29 protein-coding genes and 1 riboswitch are annotated in these 24,102 nt (G+C 64.7%); of the genes, 5 read left to right on the plus strand and 24 right to left on the minus strand.

Annotation, left to right across the window (positions count from 1 at the left end; translation table 11 throughout):
- Nucleotides 1–37: 37 nt before the first annotated feature.
- Genes HWY05_RS34555 through hisF form a run of 3 tightly spaced genes read right to left on the minus strand, consistent with a single transcriptional unit; the run spans nt 38 to nt 1,612 of the window.
- Complete coding sequence (locus tag HWY05_RS34555) at nt 38–430, minus strand: phosphoribosyl-ATP diphosphatase (RefSeq protein WP_176061158.1); 393 nt, start codon at nt 428–430, stop codon at nt 38–40.
- Nucleotides 427–837: a phosphoribosyl-AMP cyclohydrolase gene (hisI, locus tag HWY05_RS34560; RefSeq protein ID WP_176061159.1), complete on the minus strand. Its 411-nt coding sequence runs from the start codon at nt 835–837 to the stop codon at nt 427–429. The genes HWY05_RS34555 and hisI overlap by 4 nt, the downstream gene beginning before the upstream one ends.
- Nucleotide 838: 1 nt before the next feature.
- Complete coding sequence (hisF, locus tag HWY05_RS34565; protein WP_035554890.1) at nt 839–1,612, minus strand: imidazole glycerol phosphate synthase subunit HisF; 774 nt, start codon at nt 1,610–1,612, stop codon at nt 839–841.
- 27 nt (nt 1,613–1,639) lie between these two features.
- Here hisF and HWY05_RS34570 point away from each other — a divergent pair, with 27 nt between their 5' ends.
- On the plus strand, nt 1,640–1,840 hold the full coding sequence (locus tag HWY05_RS34570) for a hypothetical protein (protein ID WP_176061160.1): 201 nt from the start codon (nt 1,640–1,642) through the stop codon (nt 1,838–1,840).
- Between the two features lie 43 nt (nt 1,841–1,883).
- Here HWY05_RS34570 and hisA read toward each other — a convergent pair whose 3' ends face one another.
- The 21 genes from hisA to HWY05_RS34675 all read right to left on the minus strand — a co-directional run bounded on the left by hisA (nt 1,884) and on the right by HWY05_RS34675 (nt 19,472).
- Complete coding sequence (gene hisA / locus HWY05_RS34575) at nt 1,884–2,636, minus strand: 1-(5-phosphoribosyl)-5-[(5-phosphoribosylamino)methylideneamino]imidazole-4-carboxamide isomerase (RefSeq protein ID WP_035554885.1); 753 nt, start codon at nt 2,634–2,636, stop codon at nt 1,884–1,886.
- A gap of 214 nt (nt 2,637–2,850) precedes the next feature.
- The gene (gene hisH / locus HWY05_RS34580; protein ID WP_035554882.1) at nt 2,851–3,492 is read right to left on the minus strand and encodes an imidazole glycerol phosphate synthase subunit HisH; all 642 of its coding nucleotides are present in this window, start codon (nt 3,490–3,492) and stop codon (nt 2,851–2,853) included.
- Nucleotides 3,489–4,109, minus strand: coding sequence for a MarC family protein (locus HWY05_RS34585; RefSeq protein WP_035554879.1), 621 nt, complete (start codon nt 4,107–4,109; stop codon nt 3,489–3,491). The genes hisH and HWY05_RS34585 overlap by 4 nt, the downstream gene beginning before the upstream one ends.
- A gap of 57 nt (nt 4,110–4,166) precedes the next feature.
- Nucleotides 4,167–4,754: an imidazoleglycerol-phosphate dehydratase HisB gene (gene hisB, locus HWY05_RS34590; protein WP_035554877.1), complete on the minus strand. Its 588-nt coding sequence runs from the start codon at nt 4,752–4,754 to the stop codon at nt 4,167–4,169.
- 70 nt (nt 4,755–4,824) lie between these two features.
- Nucleotides 4,825–5,895 carry a histidinol-phosphate transaminase gene (gene hisC, locus HWY05_RS34595; RefSeq protein WP_176061161.1) on the minus strand — a complete coding sequence of 357 codons (1,071 nt, stop codon included), beginning with the start codon at nt 5,893–5,895 and terminating at the stop codon, nt 4,825–4,827.
- Nucleotides 5,896–6,103: 208 nt separating this feature from the next.
- Complete coding sequence (gene hisD / locus HWY05_RS34600) at nt 6,104–7,435, minus strand: histidinol dehydrogenase (protein WP_035554870.1); 1,332 nt, start codon at nt 7,433–7,435, stop codon at nt 6,104–6,106.
- 73 nt (nt 7,436–7,508) lie between these two features.
- Nucleotides 7,509–8,195 (minus strand): ATP phosphoribosyltransferase, encoded by a 687-nt coding sequence (gene hisG / locus HWY05_RS34605; protein WP_035554867.1) that lies wholly within the window; start codon nt 8,193–8,195, stop codon nt 7,509–7,511.
- Nucleotides 8,192–9,454: a UDP-N-acetylglucosamine 1-carboxyvinyltransferase gene (gene murA / locus HWY05_RS34610; RefSeq protein WP_035554863.1), complete on the minus strand. Its 1,263-nt coding sequence runs from the start codon at nt 9,452–9,454 to the stop codon at nt 8,192–8,194. Before murA ends, hisG begins: the two co-directional genes overlap by 4 nt.
- 111 nt (nt 9,455–9,565) lie before the next feature.
- Entirely contained in the window at nt 9,566–9,805 is a 240-nt protein-coding gene (locus tag HWY05_RS34615; protein ID WP_035554861.1) for a BolA family protein, read from the minus strand.
- A gap of 14 nt (nt 9,806–9,819) precedes the next feature.
- Nucleotides 9,820–10,575, minus strand: coding sequence for an ABC transporter permease (locus tag HWY05_RS34620; protein WP_035554858.1), 756 nt, complete (start codon nt 10,573–10,575; stop codon nt 9,820–9,822).
- Nucleotides 10,572–11,504, minus strand: a complete 933-nt coding sequence (locus HWY05_RS34625; RefSeq protein WP_176061162.1) for an ABC transporter ATP-binding protein — start codon at nt 11,502–11,504, stop codon at nt 10,572–10,574. Before HWY05_RS34625 ends, HWY05_RS34620 begins: the two co-directional genes overlap by 4 nt.
- 170 nt (nt 11,505–11,674) lie before the next feature.
- Nucleotides 11,675–11,968, minus strand: a complete 294-nt coding sequence (locus HWY05_RS34630) for an STAS domain-containing protein (protein WP_176061163.1) — start codon at nt 11,966–11,968, stop codon at nt 11,675–11,677.
- Nucleotides 11,965–12,597 carry an ABC transporter substrate-binding protein gene (locus HWY05_RS34635; RefSeq protein ID WP_035554849.1) on the minus strand — a complete coding sequence of 211 codons (633 nt, stop codon included), beginning with the start codon at nt 12,595–12,597 and terminating at the stop codon, nt 11,965–11,967. Before HWY05_RS34635 ends, HWY05_RS34630 begins: the two co-directional genes overlap by 4 nt.
- Before the next feature lie 114 nt (nt 12,598–12,711).
- Entirely contained in the window at nt 12,712–13,698 is a 987-nt protein-coding gene (locus tag HWY05_RS34640) for a VacJ family lipoprotein (protein WP_035554847.1), read from the minus strand.
- A 12-nt stretch (nt 13,699–13,710) separates the two neighbouring features.
- Complete coding sequence (gene mlaD / locus HWY05_RS34645; RefSeq protein ID WP_176061164.1) at nt 13,711–14,283, minus strand: outer membrane lipid asymmetry maintenance protein MlaD; 573 nt, start codon at nt 14,281–14,283, stop codon at nt 13,711–13,713.
- A gap of 92 nt (nt 14,284–14,375) precedes the next feature.
- Nucleotides 14,376–15,143: a lipid asymmetry maintenance ABC transporter permease subunit MlaE gene (mlaE, locus tag HWY05_RS34650; RefSeq protein WP_035554845.1), complete on the minus strand. Its 768-nt coding sequence runs from the start codon at nt 15,141–15,143 to the stop codon at nt 14,376–14,378.
- Nucleotides 15,140–15,961, minus strand: coding sequence for an ABC transporter ATP-binding protein (locus tag HWY05_RS34655; protein WP_035554842.1), 822 nt, complete (start codon nt 15,959–15,961; stop codon nt 15,140–15,142). The genes mlaE and HWY05_RS34655 overlap by 4 nt, the downstream gene beginning before the upstream one ends.
- A 94-nt stretch (nt 15,962–16,055) precedes the next feature.
- Nucleotides 16,056–17,159 (minus strand): thiamine phosphate synthase, encoded by a 1,104-nt coding sequence (gene thiE, locus HWY05_RS34660; RefSeq protein WP_176061165.1) that lies wholly within the window; start codon nt 17,157–17,159, stop codon nt 16,056–16,058.
- Nucleotides 17,156–17,971 (minus strand): thiazole synthase, encoded by an 816-nt coding sequence (locus HWY05_RS34665; protein ID WP_081936355.1) that lies wholly within the window; start codon nt 17,969–17,971, stop codon nt 17,156–17,158. The genes thiE and HWY05_RS34665 overlap by 4 nt, the downstream gene beginning before the upstream one ends.
- 73 nt (nt 17,972–18,044) lie before the next feature.
- The gene (gene thiS, locus HWY05_RS34670; RefSeq protein WP_176061166.1) at nt 18,045–18,242 is read right to left on the minus strand and encodes a sulfur carrier protein ThiS; all 198 of its coding nucleotides are present in this window, start codon (nt 18,240–18,242) and stop codon (nt 18,045–18,047) included.
- Nucleotides 18,243–18,341: 99 nt separating this feature from the next.
- Nucleotides 18,342–19,472 carry an FAD-dependent oxidoreductase gene (locus tag HWY05_RS34675; RefSeq protein ID WP_035554836.1) on the minus strand — a complete coding sequence of 377 codons (1,131 nt, stop codon included), beginning with the start codon at nt 19,470–19,472 and terminating at the stop codon, nt 18,342–18,344.
- A gap of 228 nt (nt 19,473–19,700) precedes the next feature.
- A riboswitch (TPP riboswitch) is annotated at nt 19,701–19,825 on the minus strand.
- Nucleotides 19,826–20,153: 328 nt separating this feature from the next.
- Between HWY05_RS34675 and HWY05_RS34680 the strand changes: the two genes are divergently transcribed.
- The 4 genes from HWY05_RS34680 to HWY05_RS34695 all read left to right on the plus strand — a co-directional run bounded on the left by HWY05_RS34680 (nt 20,154) and on the right by HWY05_RS34695 (nt 24,088).
- On the plus strand, nt 20,154–21,905 hold the full coding sequence (locus HWY05_RS34680; protein ID WP_035554834.1) for an ABC transporter ATP-binding protein/permease: 1,752 nt from the start codon (nt 20,154–20,156) through the stop codon (nt 21,903–21,905).
- Complete coding sequence (locus HWY05_RS34685; protein WP_176061167.1) at nt 21,902–22,684, plus strand: SDR family oxidoreductase; 783 nt, start codon at nt 21,902–21,904, stop codon at nt 22,682–22,684. The genes HWY05_RS34680 and HWY05_RS34685 overlap by 4 nt, the downstream gene beginning before the upstream one ends.
- Before the next feature lie 170 nt (nt 22,685–22,854).
- The gene (locus HWY05_RS34690) at nt 22,855–23,319 is read left to right on the plus strand and encodes a hypothetical protein (protein WP_176061168.1); all 465 of its coding nucleotides are present in this window, start codon (nt 22,855–22,857) and stop codon (nt 23,317–23,319) included.
- A gap of 118 nt (nt 23,320–23,437) precedes the next feature.
- On the plus strand, nt 23,438–24,088 hold the full coding sequence (locus HWY05_RS34695; RefSeq protein ID WP_035554828.1) for a hypothetical protein: 651 nt from the start codon (nt 23,438–23,440) through the stop codon (nt 24,086–24,088).
- Nucleotides 24,089–24,102: the final 14 nt, after the last annotated feature.

Here is a 24,102-nt window from a genome sequence, read left to right on the forward strand (position 1 = left end):
CGCTCGCCAATTCAAGGCGAGGCGACGCTCGCGGCACTCAGTCGCCGTTCTGCTCGCGCTCGCGGCTTTTGCGCAGCGCCTTTTCCTCGATGCCCGACAGGCCTTCGCGGCGCTCGAGTTCGGCGAGCACGTCCGCCGGGCTCAACTCGAAGTGCGACAGCATCACGAGGCAGTGAAACCACAGATCCGCGACTTCGCCGACCAGTTCCTTCGGCGCGCCGCCGTGGCGCGTGTCTTTGGCCGCCAGCACGACTTCGGTGGCTTCTTCGCCGATCTTCTTGAGGATCGCGTCGTCGCCCTTGTGGAACAGGCGCGACACGTACGAGACGTCCGGATCGCCGCCCTTGCGGCTGTCGATGATCGCCGCGAGGCGCATCAGCGTGTCGGTGGTGGACGAGGCGGATTCAGAGGTGGGCGTGGATTGCGTCATTTGTAGATGTGTTCGGGGTCTTTCAGCACGGGATCGACGGCAAGCCAGTCGCCGTCGTCCACCGAGCCTTCGAATTTCTGGAAAAAGCACGAGTGACGGCCGGTGTGGCAGGCAATGCCCGACACCTGCTCCACCTTCAGCAGCACGACGTCTTCGTCGCAATCGAGCCGCACTTCATGCACGTGCTGCACGTGGCCGGACTCTTCGCCCTTGAACCACAGCCGCTGACGCGAGCGCGAGAAATACACCGCGCGATTCGTTTCGATGGTTTTCGCCAGCGCGTCGCGGTTCATCCACGCGAACATCAGCACGTCGTTCGTCGACGCTTCCTGCGCGATCACCGGCACGAGGCCGTTCGCGTCCCACTTGACCTTGTCGAGCCAGGTCACGGCCGTTGGATTCACCACGTTACAACCTCACCGAAATGCCTTGTTCGGCCATGAAGCGCTTGGCCTCGCCGACCGTGTGCTCGCCATAGTGGAAGATGCTGGCGGCCAGCACCGCATCCGCGTGACCGTCTTTAATGCCGTCTGCCAGATGCTGCAGGTTGCCCACGCCGCCCGACGCGATCACGGGAATCGGCACCGCGTCCGACACTGCGCGCGTGAGCGCGAGGTCGAAGCCGCTCTTGGTGCCGTCGCGGTCCATGCTGGTCAGCAGGATTTCGCCGGCGCCGAGTTCGGCGATCTTGCGTGCCCATTCGACCGCTTCGAGGCCCGTGGCCTTGCGCCCGCCGTGCGTGAAGACTTCCCAGCGCGGCGTTTCGCCGTCCGCGGAAACGCGCTTCGCGTCGATCGCGACGACGATGCATTGCGAGCCGTATTTATCCGTCGCGTCTTTCACGAGTTGCGGATTCGCCACCGCCGACGAGTTCATGCTGATCTTGTCCGCGCCCGCGTTCAGCAGACGCCGCACGTCTTCGACGGCGCGCACGCCGCCGCCGACCGTCAGCGGAATGAACACTTGCGAGGCGACCGCTTCGATGATCGGCAGGATCAGATCGCGCTGATCGGAGGTCGCGGTGATGTCGAGGAAGGTGAGTTCGTCGGCGCCCTGATCGTCGTAGCGGCGGGCGATTTCGACCGGATCGCCGGCATCGCGCAGTTCGAGGAAGTTGACGCCCTTGACCACGCGGCCAGCCGTGACGTCGAGACAGGGGATGATGCGTTTAGCTAGAGCCATGATCGTGCAATTCTGCCAATACCGCTGATGAGGCCGCTCGCGTGGGCGAGCGGCGCAGGGCCGGCGCGGCCGGTTGCGGCGAGCCGCGCCGCCGGTGTGTCGTATGCGGACGGCATGACGGCGCACGCTGTGAACGGCGCCGCCACGACAGCGTCAGACGCCGACGATCCGCTGCCGGCAACGCCTGACCGAGGCACTCATCCGAAATTCGCGCCCGACGAAGCGTGAACCAGGGCGCGTGCCCGAAGTCCCGAAGCCGTCTTAAGCTTACTTAAGCGTCGTCCGATTCGCGCAGCCGGTCCGCGAGCGTCTGTGCGGCCGTGAAGTCGAGATCGCCCGAGTAGATCGCCCGGCCGCAGATCACGCCTTCAATGCCTTCGTCCTCGACTTCGCACAGCGACTCGATGTCCGCGAGGTTCGACAGCCCGCCGCTCGCGATCACCGGAATCTTCACCGCGCGCGCAAGGCGCACCGTCGCTTCGATGTTGATGCCTTGCAGCATGCCGTCGCGGCCGATGTCGGTGTAGATGATCGATTCGCAGCCGTAATCCTCAAACTTGCGCGCGAGATCGGCGACTTCGTGGCCGGTCAGCTTGCTCCAGCCGTCGGTTGCGACCTTGCCGTCTTTCGCGTCCAGGCCGACGATGATATGACCGCCGAACGCCGTGCAGGCGTCCTGCAGAAAGCCCGGATTCTTCACCGCCGCCGTGCCGATGATCACGTACGACAAGCCGTCGTCGAGATAGCGTTCGATCGTGTTCAGGTCGCGGATGCCGCCGCCCAGTTGCACGGGAATCGCGCCGCCCACTTCCTCGATGATCGCGCGGATCGCGTCTTCATTCTTCGGCTTGCCGGCGAACGCGCCATTCAGGTCGACGAGGTGCAGACGCCGGGCGCCGCGGTCGACCCAATGTCGGGCCATCGCCGCCGGTTCCTCGGAGAAAATTGTCGCCTGGTCCATATCGCCCTGCTTGAGGCGTACACAGTGACCATCTTTCAGGTCGATGGCGGGAATCAGCAGCATAGCAATCGGGTGTTGTCTGGGAAGGGGTTGATGGTCGGCGGCAGCGGCTGGAGAGCCAGCCCGCCCGAACGCCGTTTCGCTAGTTTAGTACAACTCTTTCGACGCTCCAGCCGAGCGCCGTTCGGCAGCAGGGTCTGGGTGTTACGGTCGTGGCGCGCGGCGCACGCCCCGCTTGTGGCGGAACGGCGCACGGCAACAGGATGAAGAAAGGCGCTCACGGGTTCCAGTGCACGAAGTTGCGATACACACGCAGCCCCGCTTCGGCGCTCTTTTCCGGGTGGAATTGGGTCGCGAAGATGTTATCCCGCGCCACCGCCGAGGTAAAGGGCACACCGTACACCGTTTCGCCGGTTGTATGGGCGGCATTGTCGGGCACAACATAGTAGCTATGCACGAAATAGAAAAAGGCGTTGTCGGCCACGCCGTCCCACAGCGGATGCGGTTGCGCCTGACGCACGCGGTTCCAGCCCATTTGCGGGACCTTGAAGCGCGAGCCGTCGTCCTGCATCTGGCCGGCCAGGTCGAAACGCAGCACCTTGCCCGGCAACAGGCCGAGGCCGCGCGTATCGCCCTCGGCGCTCCAGTCGAACAGCATCTGCTCGCCGATACACACGCCCATCAGCGGCTTGCTGCGCGACGCTTCAAGCACCGCTTCCTGCAAGCCGGACTCGCCGAGGCTGCGCATACAGTCGGGCATCGCGCCCTGGCCGGGCAGCACGACACGGTCGGCCGCGCGGATCGCGTCCGGCTGGTCGACGATCGCCACGTCCGCTTCCGGCGCCGCTTTGCGCAATGCCTGGGCCACCGAACGCAGGTTGCCCATGCCGTAATCCACAATCGCTATCGAAGTTTTCATTTCAAGTTAGGCAGCAATGCCTTCAATCCATCGACGATGAATTCCACCGCCAGCGCCGATAACATCAAACCCATGAGCCGCGTGCCGATATTGATACCTGTGCGACCGACCCAGCGGGCAATCGGTTCGGCCAAACGCAGCGAAAAAAAGCAGATCGTCGCCAATACCGCGCCGATCGCAATGAGGCTGAGCCGGTCGTACCAGTGCGCCGAACCGGCCGCGTAAATGATCGTGGTGCTGATCGCACCCGGCCCGGTCAACAGCGGGATCGCCAACGGCACGACCGCGATGTTGTCCTTCTGCTCGGCTTCGTGACGCTCTTCCGGCGTCGACCGGCTGTTGCCGATCTGCGCGTTCAGCATGTTGATCGCCATCAGCAGCATGATGATCCCGCCGCCCACTTCGAGCGAGCCGACCGAAATGCCAAAGAAGCCGATGATCTGTTGCCCGAGCAGCGTGGTCACCGCAATCACGCAGAACACCGAAATCGCCGCAATGCGGATGGTCCTACGCCGCTCGACGTCGCTCTGATGCGTCGTCAAACTCAGAAAGAACGGGATGGCGCCGACCGGATTGATCAGCGCCAGCAGCGAGATAAACGACTTCAGAATGTCCATTGCACACGGGGCGCAAGCGCCATGCGGCGCTGCTTCCGGTCCTGGTAGTTGAGTCGCTTAAAGGCTGCCCTTGGTCGACGGAATCTGCCCCGCCGCGCGTGCATCCATTTCGGTGGCCATGCGCAACGCACGTCCGAACGCCTTGAACACCGTTTCCATCTGATGATGGGCGTTCAAGCCGCGCAGATTGTCGATATGCAGCGTGACGCCAGCATGATTCACGAAGCCGCGGAAAAACTCGATCGACAGATCGACGTCGAACGTACCGATCCGTGCGCGCGTGAACGGCACGTGGAATTCGAGGCCCGGACGGCCGGAAAAATCGATCACGACGCGCGACAGCGCTTCGTCGAGCGGCACGTAAGAATGACCGTAGCGAACGATGCCCTTGCGATCGCCGATCGCCTTGGCGACGGCCTGGCCGAGCGTGATGCCGACGTCTTCCACCGTGTGGTGGTCGTCGATCTGCAGGTCGCCATGCGCTTCAATGTCGAGGTCGAACAATCCATGCCGTGCGATCTGGTCGAGCATGTGGTCCAGAAACGGCACACCGGTGGCCAGCTTTTGCTGACCGGTGCCGTCCAGATTGATCTTCACACGGATCTGCGTTTCGCTGGTGTTGCGAACGACTTCCGCAAGGCGCATGGTAATTCCTCGAATCGAGCTAGAAAGCGATGGGTAGGTGGGAGGGGGAAGCGGCCATTCGGCGCGCGGTTCAGTGCAGCACGAGTTTCAGTGCGGCGATCAATTGCGCATTTTCTTCCGCGGAACCGACGGTCAAACGCACGCAATTCGCCAGCAATGGATGCATTTTACTCACGTTTTTGATCAAAACCCGCGCTGTCAGCAGCGTTTCGAACAGAACCGACGCGTCGGGCACGCGCACCAGCAGGAAGTTGCCAGCGCTCGGGAACACTTCGGCGCCCGGCAGTGCCGCTACGGCCTGCGCGAGGTTCGTACGCTCTTCGCGCAGCAGCGCGGCTTGCGCGTCGAGCACTTCGATATGGTCGAGCAGGAAATCGGCGGCGGCCTGCGTGAGCACGTTGGTGTTGTACGGCGGCCGCACCTTGTCGAATTCGGTCAGCCATGCAGCCTTGCCGACCAGATAGCCGAGGCGGATGCCGGCCAGACCGAGCTTGGACACCGTGCGCATCACGACGACGTTGTCGTACGAACCCGCGCGCGGTAGCCAGCTTTGCTGCGCGAACGGCTGATACGCCTCGTCGATCACCACGAGGCTCTTGCTCGCCGCGGCGATGATCCGCTCCATGTCGGCGTCGTCGAACATCGTGCCGGTCGGGTTGTTCGGGTACGCCAGATAGACGATCGCCGGCTGATGCTCGGCGATCGCCGCGAGCATGGCTTCAACGTCGAGCGTGAAATCCGCGTTCAGCGGCACGCCGACGAACTCCAGATTCGCCAGCTTCGCCGACATCTGATACATCACGAAACCCGGCATCGGCGCGAGCACTTTGGCGCCCGGCTGCGCGCACGCAATCGACACCATCGCGATGATCTCGTCCGAACCATTGCCGAGCAACACGTCGCAACCGGCCGGCACGCCCATCACGCGCTTGATCTTGTCGATCAGCGCTTCCGGACGCGGTGCCGGATAACGGTTCAACGCCACCGCCGCCAGATGTTCGCCCAGCTTCGCGGCCAGAGCAGGCGGCAGCAGGAACGGGTTTTCCATCGCGTCGAGCTTGATGAAGCCCGTGGCGTCCGAGACCGGATAGCTCGTCATGGCGAGCACGTCGCGGCGGATGATGTCTTGAGGTGTCGTCATAGATCTGTGGACAGTGGACCGGTCGCGGGAAGGTCTCCGGCCTGGTGTCGGCGGCACGCGGGCTGCCTCAGGCCGGTCTGGGTTGTCTTGATTGAACGGGAAAACAGTTGAAATCTGTCGCCGAAGTTCGCGGGCATCCGCTCGATGCAATGCCCGCTTCCTCGTTGCGCTCAGCCGTTTCGCCGCGCGCTGCCCTGCTCTGCCTGACTCAGCCGCGGTCGTTGTTTTGCCGCATCCGGTATTCGGCGCTGCGGGCATGGGCCTGCAGGCCTTCGCCGTAAGCGAGTTCGGCGGCGATCTCGCCGAGCGTCTGCGCACCTTCCGCGCTGACTTCGATCACGCTCGAACGCTTGAAGAAATCATAGACGCCCAGCGGCGACGAGAACCGTGCGGTGCGCGACGTAGGCAGCACGTGATTCGGGCCCGCGCAGTAGTCGCCGAGACTTTCGCTCGTGTAGCGGCCGAGGAAGATCGCGCCGGCATGGCGGATCAGTTGGCCCCACTGATGCGGCTCCAGCGCGGAGATTTCGAGGTGCTCCGGCGCGATGTCGTTGGCGATCGCGCAGGCTTCGGCCATGTCGCGCACCTTGATCAGCGCGCCGCGTCCTTCGAGCGACGCCAGAATCACGTCGCGGCGCGGCATGGTCGGCAGGAGTTCGTTGATCGCGTCGTGCACGCGGTTGATGAACGCGTCGTCTGGACACAGCAAAATGGATTGCGCGAGTTCGTCGTGCTCGGCTTGCGAGAACAGGTCCATGGCGACCCAACGCGGGTCGGTGGTGCCGTCGCACAGCACGAGAATTTCCGACGGCCCGGCGATCATGTCGATGCCGACGGTGCCAAACACGCGACGTTTGGCCGACGCGACATACGCGTTGCCCGGACCGCAGATCTTGTCGACCGCGGGCACCGTTTCCGTACCGTAGGCCAACGCGCCTACGGCCTGCGCGCCGCCGATCGTGAACACGCGGTCCACGCCGCCCAGCAACGCGGCCGCCAGCACCAGCGGATTCTTCACGCCGTCCGGCGTGGGCACGACCATGACGATTTCGCGCACGCCGGCCACCCGCGCCGGAATCGCGTTCATCAACACCGACGACGGATACGCCGCCTTGCCGCCCGGCACGTAAATCCCCGCGCGATCGAGCGGCGTGACCTTCTGGCCTAGCACCGTGCCGTCGGCTTCCGTGTACTGCCAGCTATGGCTGCCGCATTCGATCTTCTGCTTCTCGTGGTAGCCGCGCACGCGCGCCGCCGCCGCTTCGAGCGCCGCGCGGCGCTTCGGCTCGAGACTTTCGAGCGCGGCTTCCAGCTCGGACATCGGCAATTCGAGCGCGCCGACGCTCTTCGCTTCGAGCCGGTCGAAGCGCTGCGTGTACTCGAGCACCGCCGCGTCGCCGCGCGCCTTCACGTCGTTCAGAATCTGCGCGACCGAGCGCTCGATTGCTTCGTCTTCGCTCGCCTCGAACGCGAGCACCGCGTGCAACGACTTCTGGAAGTCGGGTGCGGTGGAATCGAGTTTGCGAATCTTGATAGACATACGGGTATCCGTTTCGGTAAGGCGCGCTTCAGGGCGTGGTCACACGGGCACTATCGGGCACGAGCGGCGGTGCTCAGCCGGCTTTCGTCGCGCGTTCGAACGCGTCGAGAATCGGCCGCAACGCGGCGCGCTTCAACTTCAGCGCGGCCTGGTTCACCACGAGGCGCGACGAAATCTGCATGATCTCCTCCACCTCGACAAGATTGTTGGCGCGCAAGGTATTGCCCGAGCTCACCAGGTCGACAATCGCATCGGCCAGGCCAACCAGCGGCGCCAGCTCCATCGAACCGTACAGCTTGATCAGGTCGACGTGCACGCCCTTGGCGGCAAAGTGTTCACGGGCGGTTTCCACGTACTTGGTCGCCACGCGCAAGCGTGCGCCCTGACGCACCGCGTTCGCATAATCGAAACCCGCCGCAACCGCGACCGACATGCGGCAACGCGCAATATCCAGGTCGACCGGCTGATACAGGCCGCTGCCGCCGTGTTCGAGCAACACGTCTTTGCCCGCTACGCCGAAGTCGGCCGCGCCGTATTCAACGTAGGTCGGCACGTCGGTGGCGCGCACGACGATCACGCGCAGGTTCGCGTCGGTCGTCGGCAGAATCAGCTTGCGCGAGGTTTCCGGGTCTTCGGTCACTTCAATGCCGGCCGCCGCGAGCAGCGGCAGCGTCTCTTCGAAGATACGCCCTTTCGACAAAGCCAGCGTGAGCGGTGCGCTCACCGCCGACGACGACGACGTTTGCGGCATCGAGCTCATGCCTGGCTCCCGGAAATACGGCGCACCTTCGCGCCGATGGCGGTGAGTTTGGTTTCCATCCGGTCGTAACCGCGGTCGAGGTGATAGATGCGGTCGATCAGCGTCTCACCTTCGGCGCGCAGCGCGGCGATCACGAGACTCGCGGACGCGCGCAGGTCGGTGGCCATGACCTTCGCGCCGGACAGCTTGTCGACGCCGGTCACGAGCGCGGTATTACCGTCGATCGTGATGCTGGCGCCGAGGCGGTTCAGTTCCTGCACGTGCATGAAGCGGTTCTCGAAGATCGTTTCGACGACCTGCGAGGTGCCGTCCGCGATCGTGTTCAGCGCCATGAACTGCGCTTGCATGTCGGTCGGGAACGCCGGGTATTCGGAAGTGCGGAACGTGACCGCGCTCGGACGCTTGTCCATGCGCACGCGCATCCAGTCGTCGCCTTCGTCGATCGTGACGCCTGCTTCGCGCAGTTTTTCGGTCACGGCTTCCAGAATCAGCGGACGCACCTTGCGCAACGTGACGTCGCCACCGGCGGCGGCCACCGCGCACAGGAACGTGCCGGCTTCGATCCGGTCCGGAATCACCGTGTGATTCGCGCCGTGAAGCTTCTCGACGCCCTGAATCACGAGGCGATCGGTGCCGACGCCGTCGATCTTCGCGCCCATCGCGACCAGCAGGTTCGTGAGATCGACCACTTCCGGCTCGCGCGCCGCGTTCTCGATCACCGTTTCGCCGTCGGCCAGCACCGCTGCCATCAGCAGATTCTCAGTGCCGGTCACGGTGATCATGTCGGTGACGATCCGCGCACCCTTCAGGCGCGTTGCGCGTGCTTCGATGAAGCCATGCTCGATCGCGATCTCGGCGCCCATGGCCTGCAGACCCTTGATGTGCTGATCCACCGGACGCGCGCCAATGGCGCAGCCGCCCGGCAGCGACACGCGGGCGTGGCCGAAGCGCGCCACCAGCGGACCGAGCACGAGAATCGATGCACGCATGGTCTTGACCATTTCGTACGGCGCGACGAGGTTGTCGACCTGCGAAGCGTCCAGCGTTACACGCCCGTCACTGCTCTCGATGCGCACGCCCATCTGGCCGAGCAGCTTGAGCATGGTGCTCACGTCCTGCAGGTCGGGCACGTTCTCCAGATGCACCGGCTCAGCGGTCAGCAACGCCGCGCACAGAATCGGCAACGCCGCATTCTTCGCACCCGAGACGACGACTTCACCCGACAGCGGGTAGCCGCCTTCAATGACGAGTTTATCCATGCCTGTCACTTCCTGATTGCCCTGGACTTTGGCCGGGGCTGCTTTGACTGTGTTCGACGCGCCGCTGCCGGCGTCGCGCCCTTCTTGAGTAATTCGCACTAAATTTCCAGATTACGCGGTCTGCCATTCGGCGGGCGTCAGCGTCTTCATGCTGAGCGCGTGGATTTCTTCGCGCATGCGGTCGCCGAGCGCCGCATACACGAGTTGATGGCGCTGGATCAGACGCTTGCCTTCGAAGCTCGGCGAAACGATGGTCGCAAAAAAATGCTGGCCGTCGCCTTCGACTTCGAGATGCTGGCAAGTGAGCCCAGCCGCGATGTATTGCTTGACCTGTTCGGGAGTCGGCAACATGAGAGAAGCTCCTGTCAGTGGCGCAGTTTGTAGCCGGAAGCGAGCATGCGCATCGCAATCACGGCCAGCACCACAAAGAAACCGGCAACGATCGCGAGGCTTTCGAGCGGATTGATATCCGACATCCCGAAGAAACCGTAGCGAAAGCCGTCGATCATGTAGAAAAAGGGATTCAGCCGCGACACTTCGCGCCACAGCGGCGGCAGCGTATGCGTCGAATAAAACACGCCCGACAGGAACGTGAGCGGCATGATCAGGAAGTTCTGGAACGCCGCCAGCTGGTCGAATTTCTCGGCCCAGATGCCGGCGATCAGACCAAGCGTGCCGAGAATCGCCGCGCCAAAAATCGCGAAGCCGATGATGTAAAGCGGCGCGCTGAAGCTGACCGGCACGAACCAGATCGTCACGATGAACACGCCGAAGCCGACCGCGAGCCCGCGCGCGACGGCCGCCAGCACATAGGCGCCGAACATCTCGTAGTGCGAGAGCGGCGGCAGCAGCACGAACACCAGGTTGCCGGTGATCTTCGACTGGATCAGCGACGACGAACTGTTCGCGAACGCATTTTGCAACACGCTCATCATCACGAGACCCGGAATCAGAAAACTCGTGTATTCGACGCCCGGATAGACCTCGACGTGACCGCGCAACGCGTGGCCGAAAATGGTCAGATACAGCAGCGCGGTGATGACCGGCGCGAGCACGGTCTGAAACGACACCTTCCAGAACCGCAGAAGCTCTTTGTAAAACAGCGTGCGGAAACCGCTCATGCCAGCCCCTCGATTACTTCCGGACCGTTCATTACCTGAACGAACACATCTTCGAGGTCGGCCTTGCGGACCTCGATTTCTTCGAACGTGCAGCCGGCCGCGCGGCACTGCGCGAGAATCCGCTCGACGTCGTCATAGCTTGCAAGGCGCAGCAGATGCTGACGGCCATTGCCGTTGCCCGCGCCGCTTTCCACCTCGAGCGAGCGCAGTTCGGCCGGCAGCACGCCTTGCGCGAAACGCAGGAACAGCTGCATGCCGGCGAAACGCTGCAGCAGCGCGCTGGTGCGCTCGAGCGCGACCACCTCGCCGCGCCGCAGCATCGCGATGCGGTCGCACAGCGATTCGGCTTCTTCCAGATAGTGCGTGGTCAGCACGATGGTGTGGCCTTCGCGATTCAGGCGCGAGATGAATTTCCACAGCGTCTGGCGCAATTCGACGTCGACGCCCGCGGTCGGTTCGTCGAGCACGATCACCGGCGGCCGGTGAACCAGCGCCTGCGCGACCAGCACACGGCGCTTCATGCCGCCGGACAGCGCGCGCATGTTGACGTCGGCTTTCTCGGTGAGATCGAGATTGGCCATGATCTCGTCGATCCACGCGTCGTTGTTGCGCAGCCCGTAGTAGCCGGACTGAATCCGCAACGATTCGCGGACCGTGAAGAACGGATCGAACACGAGTTCCTGCGGCACCACGCCGAGCGCACGGCGCGCGTCGCGGAAATCGCTGACGACGTCATGGCCGCGCACCGCGATGCTGCCTTCATCGGCACGCGCGAGACCGGCAAGGATGCTGATCAGCGTCGTCTTGCCCGCGCCGTTCGGACCGAGCAGTCCGAAGAACTCGCCTTCTTCCACCGTGAGGCTGACGCCCTTGAGCGCCTGCAAGTCCTTGTAGCGCTTCTTGACGTTACGAATTTCTATGGCTGACATGACTGTGGGCCGCGTGCGTCGCGGCGCCTGAATGGGGGCGCAAAGTGCTGGGGGGACGGAATTGGGGCCGGTAAAGATCACCGGATCTGCCCCAAAAAACGGTTGATTATAGGGCAAAAATTAGCAGCCCCATGACGGCCAGGGGGATTGGCCGCGACGCTATAGGAGCGTCAATGTCGCGCCGATAACAGGGTATCGACGCCGTACGCGTGCGCGAGGCTGGCGAGACCAGCCGGCAGATTGACGATCTCGAACGGCGTGCCGCGCGCTTGCGCCGCACGTTCCCATGCGAGCAGAACCGCCAGCGCGGACGAGTCGAACTGCGCGAGGGGCGCGCAATCCACACCGGTCGCGCCCGCGGCGATGCGCTGCAAACCCGCCGCGAGCGCGGCTTTCGCGCTCGCGTGAGTCAGGGTCGCGCCGCAGTCGAAGCGGTTGGCGACAGGGCTCAGCACTTCGCTCACGACTGCTTGCCCGCGGCGAGTTGCTGGTTGCGCTGCGTGAGGAACTGGATCAGCCCGTCCACGCCCTTCTGCTGGATCTGCTCGTTGAACTGCTGCTGATACGCCTGGATCAGCCATGCGCCGAGCACGTTGATGTCATACACGCGCCAGCCTTGCGGCGTCTTGTACAGACGGTAGTCGAGTTCGATCGGCGAGCCGTTGTTCATCACGACCGAGCGCACCACCGTGTCGGTGTCGTCCGGGCTCATGCGGAACGGCTTGTACTGGATCTGCTGGTCGCGCACCTGCGCGAGTGCGCCCGAGTACGTGCGGATCAGCAGCATCTTGAACTGCTCGACGATCTGCGCCTGCTGCTCAGGCGTAGCCGTGCGCCAGTTGCGGCCCATGGCCAGTTGCGTGGTGCGGTGGAAATCCGTGTACGGCAGGATCTTTTCGTTGACCAGCCTGGTGATGTGCGAGATGTCGCCTTGCTGGATCGACTTGTCGGCGCGTACCGCGTCGATCACTTGCTGCGTGATCGTCTTGATCATGCCGTCTGGCGAATTGGTGTCCACGGTTTGTGCCGATGCACCGGCGCTGGCGAACGAGAACAACGCAGCGAACAACGGAATGAGGAAGAATTTTTTCATATCGAGCCTTGCCTTATAAATAGTGCAACCGTTTGAGCCGACATTAACACGCGAGTTCAGCGGCAATCCACGCGCAAACTGCGAGAGTCGTGTCGAACTGTTACGGCCGCACGATCAGCGCAATTTGAATGACGGGAAGTTGAAACGCGACGGCGGGACCAGTTGGCCGGCCGGAATCTGCGTCGTTTCCGGACCACCGTTCAGGTCCAGCGGCGGCGTTCCGGAAGTGCCCGAGGCGGCTTCAGGTGCAGCGGCGTTGTTCGCCGTGCCCGTGGCCGCTTTTGCAGCAGCACCCTGCGTGCCTGACGCGCCCGCCGGGGCTGCCGCCGCGCTACCGTCGACGTCGTCGTACTTGGGCAGCGGGGCTTCGTCGCCGTAATTCGGCAGTGACGCCGACTGCTTGCCGTCCGACAGCAGGTACTGGCGGCGTTGCAGATACGCGTTACGCACGAACGAATACTTGTCGAGCGCGGCGCCTTCCAGCACGTCGCTCGCGTTCAGCAGATTCGCGCGCGTGTTGACCACGTTGATGCCGTACAGCGCCCAGCTCAACCCATCCGGATGGATGTAGCTGAGCGGGTTCACATAGTAATTACCGATCGAGCCAACCGCGTCGCGCACCGTGCTCGGTCCGAACAGCGGCAGCACGAGGTACGGACCCGCCGGCACGCCGTAATGGCCGAGCGTCAGGCCGAGGTCGTTGTCGTGCTTGGGCAGCTTCGCGAGCGTCGCCACGTCGAACAGGCCGCCTACGCCGAACACCGTGTTGATCACGATCCGCATGATGTCTTCGACACCGTCGGTGATCTTCAACTGCAGCAGGTTGTTCGCCGCGATGTAGACGTCGCCGATATTCGAGAAGAAGTTCGTCACGCTGTCGCGCACCGGCTGCGGCGTGATGAACACGTAGCCCTTGGCGACCGGCTTCAACGCGTACTGGTCGAGCTTGTCGTTGACGGTGAAGATCGTGCGGTTCAGGCCTTCGAGCGGATCGCCCTTGGTCGGCGTCTGCACGGTGGTGCAGCCGGCGAGCAGCATGGCCGCGACCGCCAGCTTGCCTATCTGGAAGGCGCGCGCGCCCTCGGTATGTGAGGTCTGCATTTTTTATTCTCCTTATTGGCCGGCGGCGCCGGACGCAGGCAAGCTCGCTGCCGGAGCCGCCGGCGCGGGCGCCGGTGCGGCCGGCGCGGGCGCCGGTGCGGCCGGCGACGCGCCAGGCTTCGACGCGCCCGAATCCGCGGCCTTGCTATACAGAAACTGTCCGATGAGGTTTTCGAGCACGATGGCCGATTGCGTCATCGAGATCGTGTCGCCCGCTTTAAGCATTTCGCTGTCGCCGCCCGGTTCGAGCCCGATGTACTGCTCGCCGAGCAGGCCCGAGGTCAGGATCTTCGCCGACGTATCTTTCGGAAACGGGTATTGCTTGTCGATATCGATCGTGACGACAGCCTGGTAGGCATTGCTGTCGAAGCCGATCGACGCGACCCGGCCGACCGTCACGCCCGCGCTCTTCACAGGCGCGCGCGCTTTCAGTCCGCCAATATTGTCGAACTTGAGCTTGACCGGGTACGTTGCCTGAAACGACAACGAGCTCATGTTGCCGGCCTTCAGCGCGAGAAACAGCAACGCCACGAAACCCAACACCACGAACAGGCCGACCCAGAAGTCGAGAGCAGTCTTTTTCATCGTCATCCCAAAGTGAATCCGCAGCGCCGTCAACGCTACCCGCCGCGCGCGCCTCATGACGCAGCGCCGGCTGGAAACGCCCGAACGCAGTCTTAGCTGAACATCAGTGCGGTCAGCAGAAAGTCGAGGCCGAGCACCGCCAGCGACGCATACACGACCGTCTTGGTCGTGGCGCGCGATACGCCTTCCGGCGTCGGCTTGGCTTCGTAGCCCTGAAACAGCGCGACGAAGGTCACCGCGAGGCCGAACACCACGCTCTTGATAACCCCGGCGCCGACGTCGCGCCAGACATCGACGCCGCCTTGCATTTGCGACCAGAACGCGCCGGAATCGACGCCGATCAGCAACACACCCACCACATAACCGCCCAGAATACCCACCGCGCTGAAGATCGCCGCGAGCACCGGCATGGCGATGATGCCGGCCCATAGGCGCGGCGCCACCACGACCTTGACCGGGTCGACGGCCATCATTTCCATGGCCGTGAGTTGCTCGCCCGCCTTCATCAGGCCGATCTCGGCCGTCAGCGACGTGCCCGCGCGGCCGGCGAACAGCAGCGCCGTGACCACCGGCCCGAGTTCGCGCACCAGCGATAGCGCGACCAGCAGCCCAAGCGCCTGTTCGGAGCCGTAGCGGTTGAGCGTGTAATAACCCTGCAAGCCGAGCACGAAGCCGACGAACAGCCCCGACACCGCGATGATCACCAGCGAATAATTACCTACGAAGTGGATCTGCTTCGTGACAAGACGCGGACGACGCAACAACGGGAAGAATTCGAGCACCAGCCGGATAAAGAAACGCGTGGCGTAGCCGGCCGTGCCGAGCCCGCCGATCACCGAGCGGCCGATCGCACTGATCATGACTGACCTCCGCCGATGCCGAAGTCCGCCGCGAGCGGCGTCTTGCTGGGGTAATGGAATTTGAACGGGCCGTCCGGCGCGCCGTCGATGAACTGGCGCACCGTCGGATCGGTGGACGCGCGCAACTCTTCGGGCGTGCCTTCGGCGTGCACGCCGCCGTTGGCGAGGAAATACACGTAGTCGGCAATCGCGAACGACTCCGGCACGTCGTGCGTGACGAGGATCGAAGTCGCGCCCAGCGCCTGGTTCAGCGCGCGAATCAGGTTCGCGGTAATGCCGAGCGAAATCGGATCGAGGCCGGCGAACGGCTCGTCGTACATCATCAGTTCGGGGTCGAGCGCAATGGCACGCGCCAGCGCCACCCGCCGCGCCATGCCACCCGAAATCTCCGACGGCAGCAGGTCGCGCGCACCGCGCAAGCCGACCGCGTTGAGTTTCATCAACACGAGGTCGCGCAGCAGGTCTTCGGGGAGATCGGTGTGCTCGCGCAGCGCGAAGGCCACGTTTTCGAACACGGACATGTCGGTGAACAGCGCGCCGAACTGGAACAGCATGCCCATCTTGCGGCGCAGCGCGTACAGACCGTCGCGCGTTTGCTGGCCGACGTCCTGGTCCTGGAACAGGATCTGGCCGCGTTGCGCGCGCACCAGACCGCCGATCAGACGCAGCACCGTGGTCTTGCCGCAACCCGAGCCGCCCATGACGGCCACCACCTGGCCGCGCTTGAAGCGCAGGTTCAGGTTCGACAGAACGAGCCGGTCGCCATAACCGAAGTCGACGTCGCGCAGCTCGAGTAAGGTCTCGGGGGAGGAAGACACGAAACTGACAGTCCTTTTACACGGAAGGCCGAATTATAGGGCCATCATGCAAAAGTTGCCGTGAGGTGCCCTGTCCCTTTACGAAGCGTGACGATTATTGCGTAAACGCGTGTTGCAGTGCAGAAACGGCGGCGGCGAGATCCGCCGCTTCCGTCACCGCGCGCACCACGGCCGCGCCGCCCACACCGGTAGCCAGTACGTCCGGCAGCACCTGCAGGTCGATACCGCCGATCGCCACCAGCGGCACGACGCCGTCGAGCAGGCGCACATAACGCGCCAGACGGTTGAGTCCCTGCGGCGCAGTCGGTATGGCCTTGGTGGTGGTCGCGAACACCGCGCCTACCGCGATGTAGCTGGGGCGAAAATGCAGCGCCCTCAGAATCTCGTAGAAACCGTGCGTGGACAGGCCGAGGCGAATGCCGCCGGCGGCGAGCGCCGCCAGATCGGCGGTGTGCACGTCTTCCTGGCCGAGGTGGACGCCGTAGGCGCCCGCGTCGAGCGCGGCTTGCCAGTGATCGTTGATGAACACCTGGGCGTCGTGCCGACGACCGGCCGCCACGCTCAGCGCGATCTCGTGCTTCAGTTCGTCGGCGGGTTCGGCCGACTTGTGGCGCAACTGGATCGTCTTCACGCCGAAGCCGGCGATCCGCTCGACCCATTCCCCGCTCGGCAGCACCGGATACAGACCGAGCCGCGCAGGGCACGGCGGGAAGGCCGGCTCCGGCGCGTCCGGCAAACCGGCGATGCGCGGGAAATGGCCGAGATCGGACGGAAAGGCGTCGTCGGCGCGGGTTTCGTCGCCGTCACGCCAGGCGAGCGCCAGCACCAGCGCGTCGTGCGGATCGAAACCGCAATCCAGAAACGCGGCCAGCGCGGCGATCCAGTCTTCCGACAGATGGCCTTCCAGACGGTAGGTTTCGCCGCCCAGATGCAGCACGGCCCGGTTCTGTGCGGCCTCGATCACACCGGCGCCCCGCACCTGCCAGCGCGCCACCTGCTCGCCGTGCTGCTGCGCGTCGGCGATCACGATCAGGTCGCCGCCGTTCGGCTTGTCCGGCGCGGTCAGACAGATGCGCCACGGCGCGTGGGTCGGCGGCCAGTCGCCGAGGCGGCCGCGAATCCGCTCGGCGGCTTCCGTGAGTTCATCGGCGGGCGGCCAGAACAGGTCGCGGCCCGACAAAGCCAAAGTCTGCGTCATGCGCCGCCCCCGTCCTGATGCCAGAACGGCATGCCGACCACCGGCGTGCTGGCGTGCGCGCTTTCGCGCTCGGCCATCGGCCCCGCCAGAAAAGCCTGGCGCCCTGCCTCGACGCCCAGCGCGAAGGCCCGCGCCATCGCGTCGGGATGCGTGGCTTGCGAAACGGCCGTGTTCAGTAATACGCCGTCGAAACCCCATTCCATCACTTGCGCCGCGTGCGACGGCACGCCGAGGCCCGCGTCGACGATCAGCGGCACGTCCGGCAGCCTCTCGCGCAACACCCGCAAGCCGTACGGATTGATCACGCCCTTGCCGGTGCCGATCGGCGCGCCCCACGGCATCAGCGCTTCACAGCCGGCGTCCAGCAGACGGCGGCCGATCACCAGATCTTCGGTGCAGTACGGCAGCACCTTGAAGCCGTCTTTGACGAGTTGCGCGGCCGCTTCGATCAGCCCGACCGGGTCGGGCTGCAGCGTGTAGTCGTCGCCGATCAGTTCGAGCTTGATCCAGTCGGTTTCGAAAATTTCGCGCGCCATGTGCGCGGTCGTGACCGCCTCGCCGACGGTCAGGCAACCGGCCGTGTTCGGCAACAGCGGCACGCCGTGGCGCTTGAGCAGATCGAAGAAGCCGGCTTCGGCGCCGCCTTCGTTCATCTGCCGGCGCAGCGCGACGGTCACCATGCCGGGGCGCGCGGCGTCGATCGAATCGGACAGCGATTGCAGCGATGGATAGCGTGAGGTGCCGAGCAGTACGCGGCTTGCGAAGGTCTCGCCGTAGAGCGTGAGCGCGTCGGCGGTTTGGGGGGAAGTGATGGGCATTGTCCTTGTCTCCGGCAGGTCGTGGCGAGGCGTAGCGGTAGGTAGCTTCGCGGTGTAAGCGGCGGCCCTAACCGCCGGCCACGGGTTGCACGACGTCGAGCTTGTCGCCCGGCTGCAGCGCGCGCGCCGCATGCTGGGTGCGCGCCACGAAATCGCCGTTCAGCGCGACCGCGAATGGCGGCCGCGCGCCGAACGCGGCGAGCGCATCGGCGACCGTCGCGCCCTCGGGCAACGACAACGGCTTCTGATTGATATGAATGTTCATGGTGTTCGAATACGGTTCAATCGATGGCGGGAACAACAGAGCGTGTAGCGTTAAATCGTGTCAGGCCCGTCAGGCCAGACACGACAAAACGCGCAACGCTCATGCCGGCTCCCGCGTGGAATCCAGCTGGAACAGTTCGCTCCAGCGCGCGTCGCGTTGCCAGTCGGCGAACGCATCGGCGTCGCCGATCCGGCCGTCGAGCAGCGCCGCGGCGAAGCGCACGGCTTCGTCGGCGACTTCGGGCACGATCATGTAGCCGTGCCGGTACAGGCCGTTCACGCGCAGTGTCTGCGCGCCATCCCACAGCAAAGCCGGACGGTGGTCCGGCAACGTCGGGCGGCACTGCGAATTCAGTTCGAGGATACGAGCCTCGCCAAAGCCTGGGTGAACGGAAAACGCCGCGCTCAGCAGTTCGAGCGCCGAGCGCACGCTGACCGGCGACATGTCCTCACCTTCGACTTCGGTAGCGCCGATCACGTAGAGATCGTCCTGCTTCGGCGCGATATACAGCGGGTAACGCGGATGCAGCAAGCGCACCGGACGCGTCAGTTTGATACCGGGCGCGTGCACTCGCGCGACTTCGCCGCGAATGCCGCGCAACGTGGGCAGCACCGGCTTCGCGCCGAGCCCGCGGCAGTCGATCGTGATGCGCGCGGACGGCAGCGAATGATCGTCGACCGGCGTATTCCAGTGCGTCTCGACACCGCGTTGTGCGAGGCCCGCGGCCAGCGCGGCCAGCACCTGGCGGTTATCCAGTTGACCTTCGCGCGGCAACAACCAGCCCTGGTTGAAGCGTCCGGCCAACGCGGGCTCGGCGGCGCCGAGCTGCGCGCCGGCCAGCGTGACGAAGCCGCCGTCCAGCAAGTCAGCCGGTGCATTCGAGCGCACCCTGCGCTCGAACAGCGGCGCTTCGGTGCGATCGGCATGATGCCAGACCACCAGCGTGCCATTGCGCTGGAAGAACACCGGCTCGGGCAACTCGGCCAGCACTTGCGGCCACGTATCGAGCGAACTCGCGCCGAGACGGGTGATCAGCAATTCAGCGCTGGCGGCTTCGGCGAGCGGCGCCAGCATCGCGGCGGCGACCCACGCGGCCGCTTGCGAACCGGCGGCATCGCCACGCTCGTACAGCGCCACGCGAAGCCCCTGGCCCGCCAGACGCCACGCGACCAGCCGGCCGCACAGGCCGCCACCGAGGACGGCGAAATCGGGTTGCGCGGAACGGCTCATTGCGCACGCTCCGTTTCACGATGTTCAATCAGGCTAGACAGGCTAAAGCACAGCGCGCCGACAGCGGCGTGACGAAGAGCAAAACACATAACTGAAGAATAGGCGGTCATCGAGTCCTTTCCGTACGGCAGAAAAACGCACGTACCCAGGACGAAACCGGCGGGTAAGGCCGGCCGGGCACGACGCACGTTCTGATGACGTACGCCACCCCGGCGGGGAATGGAAGACTGGCTGCTTCCGGAAACTTCCCGCGCCGGTATTACCCGGATCGGGTGCAAAGGGTCTCTCTCAGCCTTGCCGCTACGGCATGAAAATCATGCGCGCCTGTGGGCAAAGCACCCCTGTTTCGTCGAAGGCCATTAGACCATAAAAGCCGCGACGCCCGCAAACCAGCGCCCGGCGTGTTCGCGCGGAGTTTGATCCGGCACCTTCTTTTATGTTGTCGATGCGGCCCGACACGGCGCTCTGGCACAATGCAACGAGCCCATGTCACGACGGCACGGCGCGCTCGGCACGCATTCCATAAACCGCCGCCCGCGCCGTCACAGCATGGCAGCGAAGCCTTGCGGCGCAAATTAATTTTCGCTTAAGGGCCACGCGCCAGAATCGGACGCTCGCCCGGACGAGCGTTCGTCGAGCACGACGCCCGGGCATGCAGGCCAGCACTTCTTCAGGATGCTCATGACACCGAATACCTCAGCCAGCCCCGCGCTGCCGCCGGACGAAAAGATCTCCGCCTGGAGCCTGATCAAACCCTACTGGGTCTCCGAAGAACGAAAAACGGCCTGGGGCCTGCTCATCGCGATCATCGTGATGAACCTGCTGGTCGTATGGATCAACGTGCGCCTGAACCGCTGGAGCGCCGACTTCTACAACGCGCTGCAGACCAAGAACGTCCACGATTTCCCGCACCTGCTGATGGTGTTCTCGGTACTCGCGTTCGCCTTCATCATCCTCGCGGTGTACGGGCGGTATCTGCGCCAGATGCTCGGCTTCCGCTGGCGCCAGTGGCTGACCACGCGTTATCTGAACGAGTGGATGCACGACAGCGCCTTCTATCGGATCGAACGCGACCGCCTCGCCGACAACCCCGACCAGCGGATCAGCGACGACCTGCAATCGTTCGCCACCAGCACGCTGTCACTGACACTCGACCTGCTCTCCACGGTCGTCACGCTGGTGTCGTTCATCACGATCCTGTGGACGATCGGCGGTGCCCTGACCGTCTCGCTCGGCGGCATGCCGGTGCAGATTCCCGGCTACATGGTCTGGGCCGCGGCGCTCTACGCGGTGATCGGCTCGCTGATCATCCAGAAGGTCGGCCATCCGCTCGTGCCGATCAACTACCAGGCGCAGAAAGTCGAGGCGGACTTCCGTTTCGGCCTGATCCGTCTGCGTGAAAACGCCGAACAGATCGCCTTCTACAACGGCATGGAAACGGAGAAGACGAGCACGCACTCGCTGTTTGGGCGCATCCGCGACAACTGGTGGCAGGTGATGAAGTACACCAAGCGGCTCACCTTCGTGCTCAGCTTCTACGGACAGATCGCGATCATCTTTCCGCTGGTGGTCGCCGCGCCGCGCTACTTCGCCGGCGCCTTCACGTTCGGCGTGCTGATGCAGATCTCCAGCGCGTTCGGCACCGTCAGCGATTCGTTCTCGTGGTTCATCAACAGTTACGGCAGCCTCGTCGAATGGCGCGCCACCGTGAACCGGTTGCGTGAATTCAAGCGCATTCTGCACTCGCCGCACTTTAAGGAATCGGTCTCGCCGGCCACCGAGCACGGCGGCATCAACCTGCATTACGTCGACGCCGACAAGCTCTCCACCGAAGGCCTCAAGCTCGCGCTGCCGAACGGCAATCCGCTGTCGCGTATTCGCGATATCGCGATCCGGCCGGGCTCGCGCTGGCTGGTGCGCGGTCCGTCCGGTTCGGGCAAGAGCACGCTGATGCGCGCGCTGGCCGGCCTGTGGCCGTTCGGCGACGGCTCGATCGACGCGCCGGTCAACGCCCGCATGATGTTCATCCCGCAGGTCAGCTACATGCCGATCGGCACGCTGAAGGCGGCGCTCACCTACCCGTCCTCGGCCGACACCTATACCGACGACGAATGCCGCGAAGCGCTCATCACCTGCCACTTGTCCGAGTACGCCGACCGGCTGGCGGAATCGGGGCATTGGACCCGCATTCTGTCGCCGGGCGAACAGCAGCGCCTCGCCGGCGCGCGCGTGCTGCTGCACAAGCCGGACTATCTGTTCCTCGACGAAGCGACCAGCGCGCTCGACGCCGAGAACGAAGCGCGGCTCTACCGTCTGTTCACCGAGCGCCTGCCGAAGGCGGCGATTGTCAGCGTCGCGCATCGCGAGTCGCTGGCGGCGTTCCATGAAGAAACGCTCGACGTCGAACGTTCGGGCGAAGCGGTCGCGGCATGACCGTGCCGAGTCCCGCCGGCTTCGATCGCGTGGTGCTGATCACCGGCGCGGGCTCCGGCATCGGCGCGGCGTTGGCCCGGCGCATTGCCGCGCCGCGCACGGCGCTGATGCTGCACGCTCGCGGCGCCGACGAGGCGTCGCGCGAACGCCTCGCGCAAGTGGCCGCCGATTGCCAGTCGAGCGGCGCGCAATGCGCAACGCTGTGCGCCGACCTTGCCGAGCGTGGCGCGGCGGAACATCTGATCCATCAAACGCTGGCCAGCTTCGGCGCACTCGATCAACTGGTCGCCAATGCGGGCCACGCTCAGCGGCAAACGCTGCACGCGCTCGATCCCGATACGTTCAGCGCCGCCTGGGCCGCCATGCCGGCGGCGTTCGCGGCGCTCGTCAAACGCGCTTCGCCCGCGCTGGAAACGTCCAGGCGCGGCCGCGTGGTCGCGCTCAGTTCGTTCGTCGCGCACCGCTATCGCGCGGATGCGCCGTTCGCCGCGACGGCGGCAGCGAAAGCGGCGCTCGAGTCGCTAGCGAAAACGGCGGCGGCCGAACTTGCGCCGCATGGCGTGACCGTGAATTGCGTGGCGCCGGGTTATACCCGTAAAGATCGCGGCCCGAGTGCCAATAACGTATCGGTGTGGCAACACGCGGCACAGGCGACGCCGCTGGGCCACGTCGCCGAGCCGGCGGATATCGCCGCGCTGATCGCGTTCCTGCTTTCCGACGAAGCACGGCATATCACCGGCCAGGTGATTCACGTCGACGGCGGCCTCACGTTGGGCTGAAAACGCCCACCGCCGCAACATCCAGAAAGACCCGCAAAGAGTTCGAAAGCATTTGCGAAGCCGGCAAGCTGTTCCGCGCTTTGAACACGTGCTCCTCCAGCGACGATAGCTACGCGTGCCAAACCTCGTGCGGCACGCCACGTCATTCAACGCTACCGGACTCTTCGCTCATGTCATTCGATCGCCGCTCCCATCCTTTGACCCGCCGCCTCGCGCTGGCTGTTGGCGCAGCGCTGCTGCTGACGAGTGCCGCGCACGCCGCGCAAACCACCCCGACCGACGAACCCGCGGATGTGTGCCCCGCGCTCAAACACATCGTCGACACCCGCGACTTCAAACAGTTGCAGGCGCAACCGGCCGCGCGGCTGCCTGGCTTGTCGGACGCGGACGACTGCCGCGCCAGCCAGCACGCGTACGACTGCCACTGGCGCGCGCACTGGCAAGCCGACGGCGTGATCACCGATCCGCTCGAAGAATTCGGCGCCGATGTCGCGGCCTGCTTCCCGAACGTCGTGCATGACCTCAACACGCCGACACGTCAGCATTTCATCGTGACGACCGCCGCCGCGCGACGCGTCAGCATCACGGCAAGCGTGCAAGGGCAGAACGAATTGCGTCTGCGCGTCACGCGCTGAGCGTGAACCTGCAACTGCACCTGCACGTGAGCCCGAACGCGCGCACCGCCGGCCGTCGCGATTCACCGCGCTGCGCGCTGCACGGCCGCCTCCTTTGACCGCCACAAGGCACCGTCTCATGACCTTCATGCCGAGCATGCGCGCCGCCACCTTCACGCGAGCTTCATGCGCCACGCGCACCGCGTGGCTCGTCACGCGGCGGCCGTGCGCGCGGCTGGCCGTCGGCGCGATGCTGGCGGTCGGCCTGAACGGCTGCGCGTGGACGCTGATCCAGGCCGCCGATGCCACCGGCTCGGTGATTCAGGCCGGCTATGCGATCGCAGCAAACTACTCGTCGCCGACCTTCGTCAACGGCCGGCCGGCCGATGTGCGCAACGTTTGCATCGAAGTGAATCAGACGGTGTCGGTGGGCGATTTCGTGCCGGCGCTGCAACTCGCGCTCGACCGGCGCGGCATTCGTTCGGACGTCTACAATCCGGGCACCTCGCCCGCCGGTTGCGAGGCGCGGCTCGTCTACAACGCCGCGATCGACTACGGCCGCCGCTCGTTCAGCGACGAATCGATCCAGTATCTGTCGATCATCGATCTGACGCTCATCCAGAACGGCCGCATTCTCGTCACCGCGCGCTATCAGACTGGCGGGCTCAACACCGACCGCTTTTCGTCGGCGTCGACCAAACTCAATGGTCTGATCGATCGGATGGTGGTCGATCAGAGCGACTTCGCGCGCCAATCGATGCAGACCATTCAGACCTCGCAGGCGAACTAGCCGCAGCACGCTGC

The sequence above is a fragment of the Paraburkholderia sp. BCC1876 genome, from assembly GCF_902833695.1.
Classification (GTDB): Bacteria; Pseudomonadota; Gammaproteobacteria; order Burkholderiales; family Burkholderiaceae; genus Paraburkholderia.